Here is an 18,809-nt window from a genome sequence, read left to right on the forward strand (position 1 = left end):
TCGCGCTGGCACAGGGCCTCAGCGCCCCGCGGCATAGGCCTGCATCAGCCGCGGCGTGGCGGCGGCCTTCATCATCCCGTCCGGCCGGTGGCTGACCGCGGTCAGGCGCCCGGCCGACCAGGGGGCGGCGACCTGAAGCCGGTGGCCGCGCGCGCGCAGCGCGTCCAGCGTCGCCTGCGGGAAGGCCGGTTCGGCCAGCAGATGCGCAGGCGAAAAGCCGCGCGGGTCGAAGCTGGCCTGCAGGTGGTTGGTGTGAAACAGCGGCGCGTCGATGGCCTGTTGCAGGTTCATCCCGTGGTGGATCACGCGCAGGATGAAGGACACCTGCCACTGGTCCTGCTGGTCGCCGCCCGGCGTGCCATAGGCCAGCCGCGTGCCGTCGGGTGCCCGGGCGAAGCTGGGTGACAGGGTTGTGCGCGGCCGCCGTCCCGGGGCCAGCGAAGTGGGCAACCCCTCGTCCAGCCAGAACATCTGCGCCCGCGAGTTCAGCGGCATGCCCAGGCCCGGGATCACCGGCGAGCTTTGCAGCCAGCCGCCCGAGGGCGTGGCCGAGACCATGTTGCCCCAACGGTCCGCCACGTCGAGATGCACGGTATCGCCCGGTTTCTTCAGATGGCCCATGGTCGGCTCGCCGACGCCCGGGCCCCGGTGGCTGGCCCGTCCGGCCAGCCAGCGTTGACGCTCCAGGGCGGCCCGGGCCAGGGGTCCGGCCCCCGGGATGGCGCCGGGGCGCAGCGCGTCGCTGGCCTGTTCGCCGATCTGGGCGCGGCGCCGGGCGGCATAGGCGGGCGACAGCAGCGCCTCAGCCGGAACGCCCGGCCCGTCGCCGTAATAGGCCTCGCGGTCGGCGAAGGCGAGTTTCAGCGCCTCGGTGGTCAGATGCACGGCCTCGGGGCCGAGCGGGTCGAGATCCGCCAGCGGCTCGTCGCGCAGAATGTCGAGAACTTGCAACTGGACCGGCCCCTGCGACCAGAAACCGCCCTTAAAAATCTGCCAATTTGCATGATTTGTGCTGAGCACGGGTTCGTAGGAGGCCCGCCATCCGGCCATGTCCTGCCCGGTCAGCACGCCCTTGTGGCGCTGGCCGCTGGCGTCCATGACACAGGCCTCGCGCAGGTAATCGTCGATGGCCCCGGCGATGAAGCCCTGCGCGAAGGCCTCCCGTGCGGCGTCGATCTGCGCCTCGCGCCCGCGAATGCCGGCAACTTCGGCGCAGAGTCTTTGCCAGGTGGCGGCAAGGTCGGGGTTGCGGAAGAGGGCGCCCGGCGCGGGGACCTGCCCGCCCGGTAGCCAGGTCGCGGCAGAGGTCGGCCATTCCGCGCGGAAGAAATCGGCCACCGCGGCGATCTCGGCGCTGATGCGGGGCAGGAGGGGGATGCCGGTCGCCGCGTAGTGGATGGCGGGGGCCAGAACCTCGGCCAGCGGCCAGGTGCCGTGGTCGCGCAGCATCAGCATCCAGGCGTCGAAGGCCCCGGGAATGACGGTGGCCAGCAGGCCGGAGCCGGGGATCAGGTCCAGCCCCTCGGCCCGGTAATGGGCGATGGTGGCGCCGGCGGGCGCGGGGGCCTGACCGCAGATCATTGTCGGTGCGTCAGCGCCGGCGGGCCAGATCAGCGCCGGCATGTCCCCCAGCGGCCCGTTCAGATGCGGCTCGGCCACATGCAGCGCGAAACCCATGGCGACGGCGGCGTCGAAGGCGTTGCCGCCGCGCTCCAGAACCGACATGCCGACCGCCGTGGCGATCCAGTGGGTCGAGGCGGTCATGCCGAACGTGCCGCTCAGCTCGGGCCGCGTGGTGAAGGTCATCATCCCTCCTTGCGGGACACCCGCATCAGGCGCGCGGCGATCGGGGCGCCGGTGATGACCAGCAGGATGCGCAGCACATGGTGCACCACGACATAGCCCAGATCGGCGCCGACGACGATGGAGAGCACGGTCATTTCCGCCTGCCCGCCGGGCGCGAAGGCGAGGAAGGCCTCCAAGGGCGGGGCGATGCCCATCAGATGCACGAGTTCCGACATCAGCGCCGCCAGCATCGCCAGGATGACCACGAAGCCGACCCCCGCCAGCACGTCGCGCCGGATCTCGGTCAGGGTGATGCCGGTATAGCCCACGCCGATGGCCGAGCCGATGAAGAATTGCGCGACATAGATCGCCTCGGCCGGGGGGCGGTGATGGATCAGGCCCGCCAGCGACAGCGCGCCGGTAACGATCAGCGGGCCGAGGATCGAGGCACCGAACAGGCCGATCTTCTCGCCCCCTTTCCAGCCGATCAGCGCGGCGGCGGCCATCAGTGCCATCTCGGTCAGGGGCAGGTCGCGGGCCGGTTCGCCGACCGGATGGCTGAGCGAGGCGCCGAAGACATGGACGATGAAGAAGGGGGCGACGGTGACGATGATGAGCACGCGGGTGGCGTGGATCAGCGACAGGGTGCGGGGATTGGCCCCGGCCTCGGCCCCGAAGATGATCATGTCCTGCAGCCCGCCCGGCATGGCCGAATACCAGGCGGTGGCCGGGTCATAGCCCATGCGGCGGAAGAAGGGCACGCCGATCAGCCCGATCAGCCCGATATAGAGCGGGATCAGCGCGACCGAGGCCAGCATCGACGGCAGCGAGGCGATCAGCGCCGGGGTCAGCGTGGCGCCCACCGCAACCCCGAGGATGGTGCGCGCGCCGACGCCGATCTGCCCGGTCCCCCTGAGCGGCAGGCCGATCAGCGCGGCAAGCAGGCAGGCGACCATTGGCCCGAACAGGAAGGGCAGCGGCAGGTGCAAAAGCCAGAAGACCAGCACCCCCAGCAGCGACAGGGCAAGGGTCAGAAGGCTGCGCTGCAGGGGCGGCAGCGAGGCGGCGAGGCGCGACATTTTGGGCCTATGAAGAGCGGTTGTTGTGGCCTATTGTATACCAATGGATGCAATCTGCAAGGTGCACATGCGAAATTCCGATCCGAACCCCGATCTGCCGCAGGGACAGGACGCCTATCGCCGTCTGTTGCTGGAGATCCGCGCGGGCGCCCTGAAGCCGGGTGACCGCCTGCTGGAGGTGGAGCTGGCCGGCCGTCTGGGCATCAGCCGCACCCCGGTGCGCGAGGCGATCCGGCAGCTGGAGGCCGACGGGCTGGTGGTGCATGTGCCCCGCGTCGGCGCGGCGGTGCGGGGGCTCGATCCGGGCGAGGTCACGGAACTCTATGAGATGCGGGGCGTGCTGGAGGGGACGGCGGCGCGGCTGGCGGCGCGGGCGGCCTCGGATGTGGAGCGCGACGAGCTGGCGGCGATCAACGCCGAGATGGCGGCGGCGCTGGGCGATCCGGCCCGGATGTACGAGCTGAACCGCCAGTTCCACGCGGCGCTGCTGGATGCGGCGCGCAACCGCTATCTGGCGCGCTCGGTCGCGGGGTTGCAGAAAACGCTGCTGCTGCTGGGCCCGACGACGCTGGAGGGCGAGGAGCGGGCGCGCGGCGCGATCGAGGAACATGCCGAGGTTCTGGCGGCGCTCGATGCCCGGGACGAACTGGCGGCGGAACAGGCGATGCGGCGGCACGTGGCCGCCGCGCATGCGGTGCGGTTGCGGCAGTTCCGAAGCCGTCCTGCCGACGACGTGCCGGATTAAAGCCCGCGGACCTGCGCGGCGATGCGCCGGGCGATGGCGGCGTGATGGCGCGCGGGCAGGCAGTGGCCGGTGTCGGGCAGCACCATCAGGTCGGCGTCGGGGATGCCCTCGGCCAATGCCTCGCCATTCGGCAGCGGCAGGATCGGATCGCTGTCGCCGTGGATCACCAGCGTCGGGCAGTCGATGCGGCGGAAGGCACCGGTCCAGTCCTCGATCACCGACAGCGTGGCATGGTTGAACATGCTGGCAGGGCTTCGGGTGCGCGCCAGCACCCGGTCCACACGCGCGGCTTCTACCTCCGCGTCGAAATCCGCCCCGGCGCAGAGGCGTTCGGTTTCCAGGAGGAAGGCGGCGACGGCGGCGCGGTCGCTCCAGTCGAGCCTGCCGAGGGTGCCGAAATGTGACAGGAACGCCTCGGACAATCCGGGCAGGTCCGGCCCGTCCCAGCCCAGCGGCTCCGAGGCGATCAGCGTCAGCGAGGCCACGCGCCCGGGCCAGCGCAGCGCCGCCATCTGCGCCAGATACCCGCCCAGCGACATGCCGACCAAGGGCGCGCGCGACACCTCGAAGGCATCAAGCAGGGTGAGGATGTCGCCCGCCAGCGTCTCGACCGTATAGCTGGCTTCTCCCGGCGGCAGGGTGGTCGAGCCGCCGGTATCGCGGTGGTCGAAGCGGATCACCCGCAGGCCCTGCGCCGCCAGCGTCCGGCAGAAGGCATCGGGCCAGCCCAGCATCGAGGCCGTGGCCCCCATGACCAGCAGAAGCGGCGGATCCTCGGGGTTGCCGAAACTCTCGGCGGCGAGGGTGAGCGTGTCCCGGGTGACACGATGTGCGGTCGGTTCTTGCATGGCGCAAGGATAGTGCGAGGGCGGGGCAGGGCAAATCGGGGGGCAAATCCCCTCGTCGCCCGTCCCTTGCGGTGTTAAGGAACCCCCAGCAACCGGAGCGCCGCCATGATCGCCGTGATCCTCACCACCCTGCCGATCTATCTGACGATCATCGCGGGCTATATCGCCTTTCGCAGCGGCTATCTGCAGTCCGCGCATGTCCCGGCGCTGAGCCAGTTCACGCTGAAGGTCTGCCTGCCGGCGCTGATCCTGTTCGCCATCGCCCTGCCGCATGGCGAGGTCGGGCTGAACCTGCCGTTCCTGCTGGCCTATGCCGGGGGCTCGGTGCTGACGCTGGGGCTGGGCTATGCGCTGCTGCGGATGAAGCTGGGGCTGGATCGGCAGCAAGGCTGGGTGCTGGCGCTGGGCATGGCCACGTCGAACTCGGGCTTTCTGGGTTTCCCCATCGCCAGCCTCGTGTTCGGCGAACAGGGCGCGGTGGTCTTTGCCATGACCATGGTCGTCGAGAATGTGCTCATCATCCCGGCGGCGACGATCCTGGCGCTGATGGCGGGCGGGACGGAGAAGGGGCTGGGCGCGCTGGTTCGGGGTGCGATGAAGCCGATGCTCAGAAACCCGCTGCTGATCGCCGTGGTGGCGGCGCTGGTGGTGCGCTTCACCGGCCTGCCGCTGGGTGAGCCGACCGAGCGCGCGATCTCGGCCCTGGCGATGTCGGCGGCGCCGGTCGCGCTGTTCGTGATCGGCGGCACGGTGGCGGGCATGTCGGTCAGCGGGCATTGGCCGCGGGCGATCTCGGTCGCCACGGTGAAATTGCTGCTGCATCCGGTGCTGGTGGCGGCGGCGCTGCTGCTGATCCCGGGGGTGCCGGTCGCGCTGGTGCCGGTCGGCATCCTCTTTGCCGCGCTGCCGATGGTTACCGTCTTCCCGATCCTCGCCGCGCCTTTCGCGCTGCGCGAGGTCGCCTCGACCGCGCTGATCGTGACGACGCTGGCCTCGGTGGTGACGGTGACGCTGGTGCTGGCCTCCCTGACCTGATCTGTTGCGCGACGCCCCTCCGGCTGGCACTGTGTGCGCTAACAGGGAGGGGTTCGTGATGCGCAGGTCGGGCGTTGTGCTGGGGGTTCTGTCCGTGGCGGGGATCGCCGCCTACGCGAGCGACACGCCGCCCGCGCTGCCCCGCGCGCTGGGCGACGCCGATTTCCGCCCGGTGCGGATCGAGGAGGCGCGGCTGGGGCAGTTGCTGTTCTACGATCCGATCCTGTCGGGCAACCGCGAGGTCGCCTGCGCCACCTGTCACCACCCGGCCTTCGGCACCTCGGACGGGCTGTCGCTGGGGCTGGGCGATGGCGGGCGGGGGCTGGGGCCGGACCGCGTGGCGGATCCCGACAACCTGCCGGAAGAGCGCGTGCCGCGGAACGCGCAGGCCCTGTGGAACCTCGGCGCGCTGGAATATCAGTCGATGTTCCATGACGGGCGGGTGGAGGTGGACCAGAGCCGCCCGAACGGGATGCGCACGCCTTTAGATGAGGACATGCCGGCAGGCTTCGCCTCGATGCTGGCGGCGCAGACGATGTTTCCCGTGGTCTCGCCCGACGAGATGGCCGGGCATTATCAGGAGAACGAGATCTCGACAGCGGTGCGGCTGGGCATGATCTCGGGCCCCGACGGGGCCTGGGCACGGCTGACGGCGCGGGTGGCCGGGGTGCCGGAATACGCGGCGCTCTTCGCCGAGGTCTATCCGGAGGTGGCGGCGGGGCGGCCCATCGCCTTCACCGATGTCTCGAACGCCATCGCCGCCTTCATGGAATTCGAGTTCCGTTCGGACAGCGCGCCCTTCGACGCGGTGCTGCGGGGCGAGGCGACGATGGCGCCGCGCGCGGCCGAGGGGATGGCGCTGTTCTATGGCGAGGCGGGCTGTTCAGGCTGCCACGCCGGGCCGTTCCTGACCGACCACGGCTTCCACGCCATGGGCGAGCCGCAATTCGGCCCCGGCAAGGGCGCGCGGTTCGAGACGCATCACCGCGACGAGGGGCGGTTCCGGGTCACCGGGCAGGCGGGCGATTGGTACGCCTTCCGCACGCCCGCGCTGCGCAACGTGGCGCTGACCGCGCCCTATGGCCACAGCGGCGCGCATCGGACGCTGGCGGGGTTCCTCGCGCATCACACCGATGGCGGGGCGGTGGATTATGACCGGGCCGAGGCCGTGTTGCCCGCACTTGAGGTCGAGGATTGGGCGGTGCTGGACGATCCGGCGCAGGTCTCGGCCATTGCCGAGGCGGCGGTGCGGGGCTTCCGGCCGGACGAGGGCCAGATCGCGGCGCTGGTGGCGTTTCTGGAGACGCTGACCGATCCGGTGGCGGTGACGGGGCGGCTGGGCGTGCCGGCATCGGTGCCCTCGGGCCTGACGGTGCCCAATCCGTAACCGGGCAGGGCGCCTGCGCCGTCGCTGCGCTCGGCGGCACCCGCCCGCCCGGCCACGCCTCAGGGCGTGAGGGTCAGGATCTGGTCGGCCGTGGCCTCGGTTTCCGTGCTGCTACCGTCCGGCCAGTCGACGCGGATCACCGCGCTGGTGGCGGGGCCCAGGCCGAAATGCCGGGGGATCGCCTGCCCGCCAGCGTGGCCGCCGCCGATTGTCACCTGTTGCGACTGGCTGCCCTGATCGGTGGTGACGGTGATCCGGGCGCCGATGGCGCGGGTGTTGCCGCCGGGCTGGCGCAGGTCCACGGCCAGCCAATGGCCGGTGTCGGGCGTGATGTTGCGGTAAAGCTCCATCGGCGCGCGGCGGTTGACCACGATGAGGTCCAGCCGCCCGTCGCCGTCGAGATCGGCCAGCGCCGCGCCGCGCGAGCGTTCGCTGGTGGCGATCCCGGCCTCGGTCGCGACCTGATGGAAGCTGCCGTCCGGCGCCTGCATCAGCAGGTCGTTCGGGTCGTGGATGGCGTTGGTCGGCATCTGGTCCACGTTGCCCTTGGCGATGAAGAGGTCGGGCAGGCCGTCATTGTCCACATCGCCGAATTGCGCGTGCCAGCCGGTCGAGGGGCGGCCGTCGCTGCCGTCATGCGGCAAGGTTGCATAAGTGCCCATCGCATAGGGCGCGGCGGCGTATGTGCCGTCGGATTGTGCGATTTGTAGCAGCTGGTCGCCCATCGAGGTGAGCATCACCTCGTCCCGTCCGTCGCCGTTCAGGTCCTGCGAGGCGATGCCCATGCCCCAGAGCGAAACGTTTTGCCAGCCGTCCTCGGGTGTGAGGAAACGGTGCCTGCCGATGTCCCACATCTGCTCGTAGCCGCCCCGCACGTAATAATGCCGGTCGTTCGAGATCCGCAGGGTGGGGCGGTCGCGGGCGTCGCGGGCGGCCAGCATGGAGAGGGCGCAGAAGCCGGGTTCCAGTGCCCGGGCCTGCCAGCCGGTCGGCGTGGGACTCATCAAGCTGTTGGAATCGCAGGCCTGGAACGGGCCGTTGGGGTTGGAACGGTCGACGTAATGGCCGATGGCCAGGGTCGGGCGCTCACCCTCCCACCAGGCGGTGAAAGCGGTGGTCCAGCGGTCTTCCTGCGGCAGGCCCCAGTCCTGGGTCACATCCGCGAAGGCGCAGTCGGCCCCGCCGCGCAGGATCATGTCCGGCCCGGCGCGCAGGATGAAAAGGTCGAGGAACCCGTCGCCGTCCATATCCAGCGGATAGGCCCCGGTCGCGCCGGTGATTGTGGGGAAAGTGACAGGGGCGAAGCGCAACCCGCCGTCATTCCCCAGCAGCAACATCGGATTTTCACCCCCCGCCGCCAGGATCTCGGGCCGGGCATCGCCGTTGCAATCGAAGACCGCGACCCCGCCGCCGACGAAATGCTCCCAGCCGCCGGTATAGCGATGGTCGGGGATCGTGCCCGAGAGATCCTCGAACAAGGGGCTCGCCACCGCGGGTTGGGCCAGCAGGAACGGCAGCAGCCAGCGCATCATGCCGCCCCCTGTCCCAGCGCGGTATCGGTGACATAGCCCAGGGCCAGCGCCGCCGCGCCCCGGGCCCAGACCATGTCGCCCCAATTATGCGTCTCGACCCGGCAGGGCGAGCGGCCGTGGTTGAGGGTCAGTTCCAGCGTCTCGGCCATCACCTCGTCGGCATAGAGGTAATCGTAGCGCATCCGCTCGCCCGAGAGGATGATCAGCTCGGGATCGAACAGCTGGATGACGTTCGAGAGGCCCACCGCCAGATAGCGCCCGGCGCGGCGGAAGATCGAGCGCGCGGCCATGTTGCCGCCCTTGGCCTCGGCGAAGAGGGTCTCCAGCATCGCCTGGGCCGAGGCCATGGCGCGCGGATTGCGGCCGAGCGCGGTGGCGGCCTCCCGCGCGAGCGCGTAATCGGCCAGATAGGCCTCCAGACAGCCGCGCTGGCCGCAGCGGCAGAGGGCGCCGTCGAGATGCACCTTGGTGTGGCCCAGCTCCATCCCCATGCCGCGGGTGCCGCGATAGAGGCGATTGCCGACCACCAGCCCCATGCCGACGCCGTGCTCGATGGTGACGACGGCGAAATCCGACATCGCCCGCCCGGCGCCGAACCAGAGTTCGGCCAGGGTCAGCATGTTGGCGTCATTGTCGATCAGCACCGGCAGGCCCAGCCGCCGGTTCAGCGCGGCGCGGAGCGGCAGGTCCTTGCCGGCGATGAGGGGCGACCAGGGGATCGTGCCTTCGATCGGCTCGACCAGACCCGAGATGCCGATGCCGACCGCGGAAATGGCGTCGCGGGGCAGGCCCGCCTGTTCCAGCAGCCGTTCGACCAGCGCCGCGGTTTCCTCGGCGATCTGGTCGAGGGTCTTGCGCACCGCGGGGGTGGGCAGCATGGCCTCGGCCAGGATGGTGCCGGCGAAATCGGCCAGCACCGCGGTGTGCCGCTCGTCCGAGAGTTTGATGCCGATCACCCGGCGCGATTCGGGCACCACGGTGAGGGCCACGGCGGGCCGCCCGCGCCCGGCATCGCGGCGGTCGCGGGGGTTGTCGTCGGTTTCGCGCAGGAAACCGCGCTCGATCAGGTCCGAGGTGAGCTGCGTGACCGAGCCCGCGCTGATGCCGAGCGCGCGCGAGACATCGGCCCGGGCCGCGGTGCCGGTGGCGCGCACATGCTCGAAAACCTTCTGGCGCAAGGGCTTGGGGTCCTGCACCGGACCCGGCAGCAGGGGGCCGCAGCCCAGCGGCAGGGTCGGGCTGGCGGCCAGGGCAATCGCGTCATCTGCGGGCATCATAACTTCACGGCTCAAAAAATATTCCTTCGCTGCGTCGCGGCGATCCAAGGAAACGTTCCGAGTTCGCGCAAACATCGGCCCTTTGACCCTATCCAAGCATGAAATTTCGATCAACGCGAGAATCTTTATTTTGACAGGTGAACAAAATATCCTATGCTTCCGGCTGTCGGGATGGAGCCCGCAGCCCCGGGAGTCGGGGCACCATAGGGGAGGAATGGAATGCGCAAAGCATTGTTTGCCGCTGTCGTCGCGACGGCGGGTCTTACCACATCGATGGCCGCAGCACTGACCGTCGGCGTCAGCTGGTCGAACTTCCAGGAAGAGCGCTGGCGCACGGATGAGGCCGCGATCGTCGCGGCGCTGGAAGCCGCCGGTGCGACCTATGTCTCGGCCGATGCGCAATCGTCCTCGGCCAAGCAGCTGTCGGATATCGAGGCGCTGATCGCCCAGGGTGTGGACGCGCTGATCGTGCTGGCGCAGGACGCGCAGGCCATCGGCCCGGCCGTGCAGGCCGCCGCCGACGAGGGGATCCCGGTCGTGGCCTATGACCGTCTGATCGAGGACCCGCGCGCCTTCTACCTGACCTTCGACAACGTGGAAGTCGGCCGGATGCAGGCCCGCGCCGTTCTGGAAGCCGCGCCCGAGGGCCGCTATGTCATGATCAAGGGCTCGCCCACCGACCCGAACGCGGATTTCCTGCGTGGCGGCCAGCAGGAAGTGCTGCAGGCGGCGATTGACTCGGGCGCCATCACCATCGTCGGCGAGGCCTATACCGACGGCTGGCTGCCCGCCAACGCGCAGCGCAACATGGAGCAGATCCTGACCGCCACCGACAACGGCGTCGATGCGGTCGTGGCCTCGAACGACGGCACCGCCGGCGGTGTCGTCGCCGCGCTGACCGCGCAGGGCATGCAGGGCCTCCCGGTCTCGGGTCAGGACGGCGACCATGCCGCGCTGAACCGCATCGCGCTGGGCACGCAGACCGTTTCGGTCTGGAAGGACGCCCGCGAACTGGGCCGTGCCGCGGCCGAGATCGCCGTGGCGCTGGCCGGTGGCACCGCCATGGCCGATGTCGAGGGCGCGCAGGAATGGACCTCGCCCGCGGGCACGGTCATGACCTCGCGCTTCCTGGCCCCGGTGCCGGTGACCCGCGACAACCTGTCGGTCGTCGTGGACGCGGGCTGGATCACGCAAGAGGCGCTCTGCCAGGGCGTGACCAACGGCCCGGCCCCCTGCAACTGATCTGACAGCGGCCCCGGCGGTTCCGGCCGCCGGGGCGTTCCATCGGCACCGGCATCCTTCCCCCCATTCGAGAGTCCGCCATGAGCGATATCGCGCGCCCCGCCGCCCAGCCTCGGCGCCGTTCGGTGATCGATTCCCTTGAAATCGACACGCGCCTCTTGGGCATGATCGCCGCCTTCGTGGTGATCTGCCTTGCCTTCAACGTGATGACCGAGGGCCGGTTTCTCAGCCCGCGCAACATCTTCAACCTGTCGATCCAGACGGTCAGCGTGGCGATCATGGCGACCGGCATGGTCTTCGTCATCGTCACCCGCCACATCGACCTGTCGGTCGGCGCGCTGCTCGCCACCTGCTCGGCCTTCATGGCCATGACGCAGAAGGTCTGGCTGCCCGAGCTGGGGCTGGATCTGGGCTCGCCGCTGATCGCGCCGGTGGCCATCCTTGTCGGTCTGGCGGTCGGCACGCTGATCGGGGCGGTGCAGGGCTGGCTGGTCGGCTACCTGACGATCCCGGCCTTCATCGTCACGCTGGGCGGGTTGCTGATCTGGCGCAACGTGGCGTGGTACGTGACGGGCGGGCAGACCATCGGCCCGCTGGACGAGACGTTCCAGTTGTTCGGCGGCATCAACGGCACGCTTGGCGCGACGATCAGCTGGGGGCTGGGCATCGTCGCGGCGGCGGCGTCGATCTGGGCGCTCTTTTCCAGCCGCCGGGCCAAGGTGGCGCATGAATTCCCGGTCAAGCCCCTCTGGGCCGAGGGTGTGCTGGCCGTGGTCTATGCCGCCTGCATCCTGGGCTTCGTCGCCATCGTCAACGCCTACGAGGTCCCCGCGGCCCGCCTGCGCCGGGTGTTCGAGGCAAGGGGCGAGACCCTGCCCGAGGGCTATACCGAAGGCTACGGCCTGCCGATCTCGGTGCTGTTGCTGATCCTGCTGGCCGTGGTGATGACGGTCATCGCCCGCAAGACCCGCCTCGGCCGCTATATCTTCGCCACCGGCGGCAACCCGGATTCGGCCGAGCTGTCAGGCATCAACACCCGAATGCTGACCGTCAAGGTCTTCGCCATGATGGGCTTTCTGTGCGGGCTCTCGGCGGTCGTGGCCTCGGCCCGTCTGACCAACCACGCCAATGATATCGGCACGCTGGACGAACTCAGGGTCATCGCCGCGGCGGTGATCGGCGGCACGGCGCTGTCGGGCGGCATCGGCACGATCTTCGGCGCGATCCTCGGCGCGCTGATCATGCAATCGCTGCAATCGGGGATGGCCATGGTCGGGGTCGACGCGCCCTTCCAGAACATCGTCGTGGGGCTGGTGCTGGTCGAGGCCGTTCTGCTGGACATCGCCTACCGCATGGCGGCGATCCGGCCGAAGGTGCTGCTGGTGCATCTGATCCTGCTGCCGGTGCTGGTGTGGTTCTTCGCCTCCTGGCTCTTCGTGGCGCTGGCGGTTGTGATCTCGGCGGGGCTTGGCCTTTTGCTGCGTCGGAAAGGAATGATCTGATGGTTGACCGTAGCGGAACCCCGATGGTCGAATTGCGCGACATCTCCATCGCCTTTGGCGGCATCAAGGCGGTGGATCATGTCAGCGTCGACCTCTACCCGGGCGAGGTCGTGGGCCTGCTGGGCCATAACGGCGCCGGGAAATCGACGCTCATCAAGTGCCTGTCCGGCGCTTACCGCAAGGATTCGGGTCAGATCCTGATCGACGGGCAGGAGGTGGAGATCACCAACCCCCGCGACGCCCGCGCCTATAACATCGAGACGATCTATCAGACGCTGGCGCTGGCCGATAACCTCGACGCCGCAGCGAACCTGTTCCTGGGGCGCGAGATCACGACGCCGCTGGGCTTCGTCGACGACGGCCGCATGGAAGCCGAGACGCGCAAGATCATGGGCCGCCTCAACCCCAATTTCCGCAAGTTCAAGGCGCCGGTCTCGGCGCTGTCGGGCGGGCAGCGGCAATCGGTGGCGATCGCGCGCGCGGTCTATTTCAACGCCCGTGTCCTCATCATGGACGAACCCACCGCCGCGCTGGGCCCGCAGGAAACCCAGATGGTCGCGGACCTCATCAAGGAGCTGAAGAAGCAGGGGCTGGGGATCTTCCTGATCGACCACGACGTGCACGCGGTGAAGCGGCTCTGCGACCGGGCGGCGGTGATGAAGAACGGCGAGCTGGTCGGCGTGGTCAAGGTGGATGAGGTGACCGAGGATGACATCCTGGCCATGATTATCCTGGGCAAGAAGCCCGAGCATCTGGCGGCCTGACATGTATATCGGACTGGATCTCGGCACCTCGTCGCTGAAGGCAATTTTGATAGACGTCAATCAAAACGTCCTGGCCGAGCATTCCGTGCCGCTCACCGTGCAACGCCCGCATGACGGCTGGTCGGAACAGGACCCGCAGTCCTGGGTCTCGGCCGCGCGCGAGGCGCTGGGGGCGATCCGGGCGCGGAACGAGTGTCGGGGGTTGAGGGGCATCGGCCTCTCGGGGCACATGCATGGCGCGGTGTTGCTGGATGCCGAGGATCAGGTGCTCAGGCCCTGCCTGCTGTGGAACGACACCCGCAGCCATGCCGAGGCGGCCGAGATGGATGCCGATCCCGGCTTCCGGGCGATCACCGGCAATATCGTCTTTCCGGGTTTCACAGCGCCCAAGGTGGAATGGGTCCGGCGGCACGAGCCCGAGATTTTCGCCCGGACGGCGAAGATCCTGCTGCCCAAGGATTACCTGCGGCTGGCGCTGACCGGCAACCATGTCTCGGAAATGTCGGATGCCGCCGGGACCGCCTGGTTCGACACGGCGCGGCGCGACTGGTCGGACGAGTTGCTGGCCGTCTGCGGCCTCAGCCGCGAGCACATGCCCCGGCTGGTCGAGGGCAGCGCCCCCTCGGGCGAGTTGCGCGACAAGCTGGCGATCGAGCTGGACCTGCCCTCGGTCGTCGTGGCCGGGGGCGGGGGCGACAACGCCGCCGCCGCCATCGGCGCGGGCGTGGTGCATGACGGCTCGGCCTTCCTGAGTCTCGGCACCTCGGGCGTGCTGTTCGCGGCGAACGATGGCTACCGGCCCGATCCCGCGACGGCGGTGCATACCTTCTGCCACGCGGTGCCGGGGACATGGCACCAGATGGGCGTGATCCTGGCCGCGACCGATGCACTGAACTGGCTGAGCCGGTTGACCGGCCAGTCGGCAGCGCAGCTCACGCAGGGTCTGGGCCCCGTCACCGCACCCGGGCGCGCCCTGTTCCTGCCCTATCTCGGCGGCGAGCGGACGCCGCTGAACGATGCGCAGATCCGCGGCCAGTTTCTGCATCTGGACCACGCCACCGACGCCCAGGCGGCGGCGCGGGCGGTGATGGAGGGCGTGGCCTATGCCTTTGCCGATTGCCGCGACGCTTTGGCCGCGACCGGCACCACGATAAGCCGGGCGCTGGCCATCGGCGGTGGCGCGCGCTCGGGCTATTGGCTCGATGTGCTGGCCACGACGCTGGGCTTCCCGCTCGACGTGCCCGCGCAGGGCGAATTCGGCGCGGCGATGGGCGCGGCGCGGCTGGGGATGATGGCCGCGACCGGCGCCGGCGCCGAGATCGCCACCCCCCCGCCGGTCGCCCGCAGCCATGACCCCGACCCGCATCTGGCCCCGGCCTTTGCCGAGGCGCATCAGCGTTACAAGGCGGCCTATGCCGCGATCCGGAATCTCTGACGACAGGAGCCCCCTCATGACTGACTTTTTCAACGGCATTGCGCCCATCCGTTACGAGGGCCCGGACAGCGCCAGCGAATTCGCCTTCCGCCACTACAACCCGGACGAGATGCTGCTGGGCAAGCCGATGAAGGACCATCTGCGCTTTGCCGCGGCCTATTGGCATTCCTTCGCCTGGCCGGGCGGCGATCCCTTCGGCGGCCAGACCCTGGAGCGGCCCTGGTTCGGCGAGACGATGGACCATGCCAAGCTCAAGGCCGATGTCGCCTTCGAGATGTTCCAGATCCTGGGCGTGCCCTATTTCTGCTTCCACGACGCCGATGTCCGGCCCGAGGGGGCGTCCTTTGCCGAAAACACCGCCCGCCTGCGCGAGATCACCGATTACTTCCAGCAGAAGATGGAAGAGACGGGCGTGAAGCTGCTGTGGGGCACCGCGAACCTGTTCAGCCACCGCCGCTACATGGCAGGCGCGGCGACCAACCCCGACCCGGAGGTCTTTGCCTTCGCCGCGGCGACGATCAAGACCTGCCTCGACGCGACGCAGCAGCTGGGGGGCGAGAATTATGTCCTCTGGGGCGGGCGCGAGGGGTATGAGACGCTGCTCAACACCGATCTTGCGCGCGAGCGCGCGCAGGCCGGGCGGATGTTGCAGATGGTCGTGGATTACAAGCACAAGACCGGCTTCAAGGGGGCGATCCTGATCGAGCCCAAGCCGCAGGAGCCGACCAAGCACCAATACGATTACGACGTCGCCACCGTCTACGGCTTCCTCAAGGATTTCGGGCTGGAGGGCGAGGTCAAGGTCAACATCGAGCAGGGCCACGCCATCCTCGCCGGTCATTCCTTCGAGCATGAGCTGGCGCTGGCGGCCTCGCTGGGGATCTTCGGCTCGATCGACATGAACCGCAACGATTACCAATCCGGCTGGGACACCGACCAATTCCCCAACAACGTGCCGGAGATGGCGCTGGCCTATTACGAGGTGCTCAAGGCGGGCGGCTTCACCACCGGCGGCACCAATTTCGACGCCAAGATCCGCCGCCAGTCGCTGGACCCCGAGGATCTGATCCTCGCCCATGTCGGCGGCATGGACGCCTGCGCGGCCGGGTTGAAGGCAGCGGCGGCGATGCTGACCGACGGTCGTCTGGAAGAGCAACGCGCCGCCCGCTACGCCGGTTGGGACAAGCCCGAGGGCAAGGCGCTGCTGTCGAGCGACCTGGCCAGCATCGCCCGGATGGTCGAGGAGAAGAAACTGGACCCGCGCCCCCGCTCGGGCCGGCAGGAGCGGCTGGAAAACCTGGTCTCGCGCTTCGTCTGAGGCGCGACCCTCCGCACCGCGACACGGGGCCCGGCCATGCGCCGGGCCTTTCGCGTCTGCGCGCCCCCCTCGTCACGAAAGGTTTACGGCAAAAATTGCCGGGCAGGCGAAACGCGGGCTACACTGGGCCCGTATAGGCAGGTGAACCCGATCCTGAGGCGGCGACGCGCGGCCTCACCCCAAGGAGAGACCCATGGCACGCCGCTGGACCAATGACCTGACGCATGACGATGTGACCCCCCGCCCCCTGTGGCTGAACCGCAGGCAGATCATGGCCGGGATGGGCGGCGCGGCGGCGCTGGCGGCAACGGGAGCGCCGGCGATGGCGCAGGGGCTGGAGCCCAACACGCTGGAACAGATCTCCACCTACAACAATTACTACGAATTCGGCGTCGGCAAGGAGGACCCCGCAGCCTATGCCAGCGCGCTGGACATCGACCCCTGGACCATCCGCGTCGACGGCATGGTCGACCGGCCCGGCGAATACGCGCTGGCCGACCTGCTGAGCGGCCTGCAAAGCGAAGAGCGCATCTACCGCTTCCGCTGTGTCGAGGCCTGGTCGATGGTGGTGCCGTGGAACGGCGTGGAACTGGCCGATGTGCTGGACAAGATCGGCGTCCAATCGGGCGCGCGCTATGTCGCCTTCGAGACCGTCGTGCAGCCCGAGAACATGCCGGGCGTGCGCAGCCGCGTCATTCCCTTCCCCTATGTCGAGGGGCTGCGGCTGGACGAGGCCCGCCACCCGCTGACCCTGCTGGCGACCGGGATCTACGGCCAGCCGATGCCGAAGCAGAACGGCGCGCCGATCCGGCTGGTGGTGCCGTGGAAATACGGCTTCAAGTCGATCAAGTCGATCGTGCGGATCACCCTGACCGACCAGCAGCCGCCGACCACCTGGAACCGCCTGAACAGCCGCGAATACGGCTTTTACTCCAACGTGAATCCTGAGGTCGACCACCCCCGCTGGTCGCAGGCCAGCGAGCGGCGGATCGGCGGCGGGCTCTTCTCGCGCCGGCAGGACACGCTGATGTTCAACGGCTATGGCGACGAGGTTGCCTCGCTCTACGCCGGCATGGACCTGCGGGAGAATTATTGAAATGACCCTCGCGCAGCGTATCAACCGCGCCCAGCGGGTTCTGCCCGCATGGCCGATCTACCTGATCGGCTTCGGCTGGATGGGCTGGCTTTTCTGGCTGGGGCTCAACGGCGATCTGGGGCCCGAGCCGATCAACGCGCTGGAACGCCGCTATGGCCTTCTGGCCTTGCAGCTACTGGTGGCGACGCTGGTGGTGACGCCGCTCCGGACCTGGACCAACATCAGCCTGCTCAAGTACCGCCGGGCGCTGGGCCTGATGGCCTTCGGCTTCCTGATGGCGCATTTCCTGGTCTGGGCGCTTCTGGACCTGCAATCCCTGTCCCGCATCAGTGTCGAGATCGTGCGCCGTCCCTATATCACCATCGGCTTCGCGGCCTTCGTGCTGCTGATCCCGCTGGCGGTGACCTCGAACAACGCCTCGATCCGGCGGCTGGGCGCGCTGGGCTGGCGCAAGCTGCACAAGCTGACCTATCCGGCGATCCTGCTGGGGGCGGTGCATTTCGTCTGGCTGGTGAAGGGCTATCCGCTGGAGCCCTTCCTCTATCTCGGCGCCGTGATCGCCCTGCTGGCGATCCGGCTGGTGCCGAAGCGGCGCCCGGCGGCCCGGGCGCCCGCGGGGGCGGTCACCCGGTAGACCGGGTGACCCGCACATTCATTCTGTCACTTCGGCCACGATCCCGGCGAGCAGTTCGTTCGCCGGGGTCATGCTTTCCGCGTCCCGGTGCAGGTAGCCGACCATGACCTCTTCGCCGGGGCGTTCGATCACCTGGATGCCATAGGGGCAGAAGGCGACGTTCTGCCAATCGGCCTCCATCACCTGCCGCGAGACGGCTGCCGAGCAGAACATGTAGATATCGGCATTGGCGAACAGCACGACCTCGCTGCCCATATCGGCGCGGGTGCGTTCCAGCATCTCGCCCACATGGCTGGTGTAGTCGATCACCAGCCCGCGGCCGACGATCGCCGATTCCAGGGCGAAGGTCGTATCCTCGAAGGACATGCCGCTGGGGGTGAGCCGCATCTCGTCGGCAAGGGCAGGGGCCGCAGTCAGCGCGGCCAGCGCCACGGCGCAAAGCACTCTGGTCATGAGATCCTCCTTGGGGCGGGGCGCCCCGTCTCTACATTCGCGATCATGCATATCTTGGGCGGTTTTGCACTTCGAATCGCGCGGTAGCGGGCGGTTGGCCAGAATCGCCCCCTGCCGGAAGGGGATTCGGGGGAATCACCGGGGGGATTCGGCGGATCGAGTCGGGGATTCGGGGTGATTCAGAAAAATTTGGGGGCGATTCCTGTCCGGATGGTCAGGAAATTGCGCGACCCGGGTCTGGTGCGCAACTATCCTCACGCGGGCCGCAGGGGCCTGCGCGGGGCTCTCGCCATGCCCCCGCACGAGGGGCGCCCAGAGGGCCAGTAAAACAAGGCTATGTGACAGGCAGATGGAAAAAAATCGCCGGAGCCTGCATTTTTTCTCTTGCGGGTTCCGGTCGCTGGGCCTAGATACCGCCTCACCGAAGCGGCGGGGACGCGGAAACGCGAACGAAGCAGCGACGGCGGCGGAAACGCCGGAACGAAAATCTGGATGCAAGGCGAGCGAAGGCGCTAGGGAGCTGGCGACGTCTTCGTGTTGTGTTCGGAACGCTTTTTGAAAATTTGGTGAATGAAGGGATATGTGGGCGGTTTGGTTCATTTCGATGGATCGGACGTCTGGATATCGGCCTCTTAGCGGTAACGCGATGATAGAGGTGTCAGCTTCACTGTTTTGCG

The 18,809-nt window shown here is 68.6% G+C and carries 16 protein-coding genes; 10 read left to right on the plus strand and 6 right to left on the minus strand.

Annotated features, from left to right (window positions below):
• Nucleotides 1-18: 18 nt before the first annotated feature.
• Nucleotides 19-1,809, minus strand: coding sequence for a gamma-glutamyltransferase family protein (locus tag DDE23_RS11950; RefSeq protein ID WP_107754032.1), 1,791 nt, complete (start codon nt 1,807-1,809; stop codon nt 19-21).
• The gene (locus DDE23_RS11955; protein ID WP_107754034.1) at nt 1,806-2,864 is read right to left on the minus strand and encodes an AbrB family transcriptional regulator; all 1,059 of its coding nucleotides are present in this window, start codon (nt 2,862-2,864) and stop codon (nt 1,806-1,808) included. Before DDE23_RS11955 ends, DDE23_RS11950 begins: the two co-directional genes overlap by 4 nt.
• Before the next feature lie 67 nt (nt 2,865-2,931).
• Between DDE23_RS11955 and DDE23_RS11960 the strand changes: the two genes are divergently transcribed.
• Nucleotides 2,932-3,609 carry a GntR family transcriptional regulator gene (locus DDE23_RS11960; RefSeq protein WP_107754069.1) on the plus strand — a complete coding sequence of 226 codons (678 nt, stop codon included), beginning with the start codon at nt 2,932-2,934 and terminating at the stop codon, nt 3,607-3,609.
• On the opposite strand, the gene DDE23_RS11965 is transcribed toward DDE23_RS11960, so the two are convergent.
• Nucleotides 3,606-4,457 carry an alpha/beta fold hydrolase gene (locus DDE23_RS11965; RefSeq protein WP_107754036.1) on the minus strand — a complete coding sequence of 284 codons (852 nt, stop codon included), beginning with the start codon at nt 4,455-4,457 and terminating at the stop codon, nt 3,606-3,608. The two genes, DDE23_RS11960 and DDE23_RS11965, sit on opposite strands and share 4 nt — an antisense overlap.
• Nucleotides 4,458-4,562: 105 nt before the next feature.
• Here DDE23_RS11965 and DDE23_RS11970 point away from each other — a divergent pair, with 105 nt between their 5' ends.
• Complete coding sequence (locus DDE23_RS11970; RefSeq protein WP_107754038.1) at nt 4,563-5,492, plus strand: AEC family transporter; 930 nt, start codon at nt 4,563-4,565, stop codon at nt 5,490-5,492.
• A gap of 58 nt (nt 5,493-5,550) precedes the next feature.
• Nucleotides 5,551-6,879 carry a cytochrome-c peroxidase gene (locus DDE23_RS11975; RefSeq protein ID WP_107754040.1) on the plus strand — a complete coding sequence of 443 codons (1,329 nt, stop codon included), beginning with the start codon at nt 5,551-5,553 and terminating at the stop codon, nt 6,877-6,879.
• 59 nt (nt 6,880-6,938) lie between these two features.
• Here the strand turns inward: DDE23_RS11975 and DDE23_RS11980 are convergent, their stop codons facing one another.
• A complete protein-coding gene (locus DDE23_RS11980) occupies nt 6,939-8,411 on the minus strand; it encodes a CRTAC1 family protein (RefSeq protein WP_107754042.1) in 1,473 nt (490 codons plus the stop codon).
• Nucleotides 8,408-9,688, minus strand: coding sequence for an ROK family protein (locus DDE23_RS11985; RefSeq protein ID WP_420330165.1), 1,281 nt, complete (start codon nt 9,686-9,688; stop codon nt 8,408-8,410). The genes DDE23_RS11980 and DDE23_RS11985 overlap by 4 nt, the downstream gene beginning before the upstream one ends.
• Nucleotides 9,689-9,907: 219 nt before the next feature.
• On the opposite strand from DDE23_RS11985, the gene xylF reads away from it, so the two are divergent.
• The 7 genes from xylF (at nt 9,908) to msrQ (ending at nt 17,679) form a co-directional block, all read left to right on the plus strand.
• Nucleotides 9,908-10,930: a D-xylose ABC transporter substrate-binding protein gene (gene xylF / locus DDE23_RS11990; protein WP_107754044.1), complete on the plus strand. Its 1,023-nt coding sequence runs from the start codon at nt 9,908-9,910 to the stop codon at nt 10,928-10,930.
• Between the two features lie 80 nt (nt 10,931-11,010).
• Nucleotides 11,011-12,432, plus strand: a complete 1,422-nt coding sequence (locus DDE23_RS11995; RefSeq protein ID WP_107754045.1) for a sugar ABC transporter permease — start codon at nt 11,011-11,013, stop codon at nt 12,430-12,432.
• Nucleotides 12,432-13,196, plus strand: a complete 765-nt coding sequence (locus DDE23_RS12000; RefSeq protein WP_107754047.1) for an ATP-binding cassette domain-containing protein — start codon at nt 12,432-12,434, stop codon at nt 13,194-13,196. Before DDE23_RS11995 ends, DDE23_RS12000 begins: the two co-directional genes overlap by 1 nt.
• A 1-nt stretch (nt 13,197) precedes the next feature.
• Nucleotides 13,198-14,631: a xylulokinase gene (gene xylB / locus DDE23_RS12005; RefSeq protein ID WP_107754049.1), complete on the plus strand. Its 1,434-nt coding sequence runs from the start codon at nt 13,198-13,200 to the stop codon at nt 14,629-14,631.
• 16 nt (nt 14,632-14,647) lie between these two features.
• Nucleotides 14,648-15,949 carry a xylose isomerase gene (gene xylA, locus DDE23_RS12010; protein WP_107754051.1) on the plus strand — a complete coding sequence of 434 codons (1,302 nt, stop codon included), beginning with the start codon at nt 14,648-14,650 and terminating at the stop codon, nt 15,947-15,949.
• Nucleotides 15,950-16,142: 193 nt separating this feature from the next.
• Nucleotides 16,143-17,045, plus strand: coding sequence for a protein-methionine-sulfoxide reductase catalytic subunit MsrP (gene msrP / locus DDE23_RS12015; protein ID WP_107754053.1), 903 nt, complete (start codon nt 16,143-16,145; stop codon nt 17,043-17,045).
• Between the two features lies 1 nt (nt 17,046).
• A complete protein-coding gene (msrQ, locus tag DDE23_RS12020; RefSeq protein WP_107754055.1) occupies nt 17,047-17,679 on the plus strand; it encodes a protein-methionine-sulfoxide reductase heme-binding subunit MsrQ in 633 nt (210 codons plus the stop codon).
• Between the two features lie 18 nt (nt 17,680-17,697).
• Here msrQ and DDE23_RS12025 read toward each other — a convergent pair whose 3' ends face one another.
• Nucleotides 17,698-18,132: a DUF302 domain-containing protein gene (locus DDE23_RS12025; protein ID WP_107754057.1), complete on the minus strand. Its 435-nt coding sequence runs from the start codon at nt 18,130-18,132 to the stop codon at nt 17,698-17,700.
• Nucleotides 18,133-18,809 lie beyond the last annotated feature (677 nt).

It is taken from the genome of Pararhodobacter aggregans (genome assembly GCF_003075525.1).
GTDB classification, from domain to species: Bacteria; Pseudomonadota; Alphaproteobacteria; order Rhodobacterales; family Rhodobacteraceae; genus Pararhodobacter; species Pararhodobacter aggregans.

Excerpts from the sequence above, each read along its gene's own strand:
- DDE23_RS11950 (WP_107754032.1), bottom strand. The coding sequence starts at position 1,809 with ATGATGACCTTCACCACGCGGCCCGAGCTGAGCGGCACGTTCGGCATG.
- DDE23_RS11955 (WP_107754034.1), bottom strand. The coding sequence starts at position 2,864 with ATGTCGCGCCTCGCCGCCTCGCTGCCGCCCCTGCAGCGCAGCCTTCTG.
- DDE23_RS11960 (WP_107754069.1), top strand. The coding sequence starts at position 2,932 with ATGCGAAATTCCGATCCGAACCCCGATCTGCCGCAGGGACAGGACGCC.
- DDE23_RS11965 (WP_107754036.1), bottom strand. The coding sequence starts at position 4,457 with ATGCAAGAACCGACCGCACATCGTGTCACCCGGGACACGCTCACCCTC.
- DDE23_RS11970 (WP_107754038.1), top strand. The coding sequence starts at position 4,563 with ATGATCGCCGTGATCCTCACCACCCTGCCGATCTATCTGACGATCATC.
- DDE23_RS11975 (WP_107754040.1), top strand. The coding sequence starts at position 5,551 with ATGCGCAGGTCGGGCGTTGTGCTGGGGGTTCTGTCCGTGGCGGGGATC.
- DDE23_RS11980 (WP_107754042.1), bottom strand. The coding sequence starts at position 8,411 with ATGATGCGCTGGCTGCTGCCGTTCCTGCTGGCCCAACCCGCGGTGGCG.
- DDE23_RS11985 (WP_420330165.1), bottom strand. The coding sequence starts at position 9,688 with ATGATGCCCGCAGATGACGCGATTGCCCTGGCCGCCAGCCCGACCCTG.
- xylF (WP_107754044.1), top strand. The coding sequence starts at position 9,908 with ATGCGCAAAGCATTGTTTGCCGCTGTCGTCGCGACGGCGGGTCTTACC.
- DDE23_RS11995 (WP_107754045.1), top strand. The coding sequence starts at position 11,011 with ATGAGCGATATCGCGCGCCCCGCCGCCCAGCCTCGGCGCCGTTCGGTG.
- DDE23_RS12000 (WP_107754047.1), top strand. The coding sequence starts at position 12,432 with ATGGTTGACCGTAGCGGAACCCCGATGGTCGAATTGCGCGACATCTCC.
- xylB (WP_107754049.1), top strand. The coding sequence starts at position 13,198 with ATGTATATCGGACTGGATCTCGGCACCTCGTCGCTGAAGGCAATTTTG.
- xylA (WP_107754051.1), top strand. The coding sequence starts at position 14,648 with ATGACTGACTTTTTCAACGGCATTGCGCCCATCCGTTACGAGGGCCCG.
- msrP (WP_107754053.1), top strand. The coding sequence starts at position 16,143 with ATGGCACGCCGCTGGACCAATGACCTGACGCATGACGATGTGACCCCC.
- msrQ (WP_107754055.1), top strand. The coding sequence starts at position 17,047 with ATGACCCTCGCGCAGCGTATCAACCGCGCCCAGCGGGTTCTGCCCGCA.
- DDE23_RS12025 (WP_107754057.1), bottom strand. The coding sequence starts at position 18,132 with ATGACCAGAGTGCTTTGCGCCGTGGCGCTGGCCGCGCTGACTGCGGCC.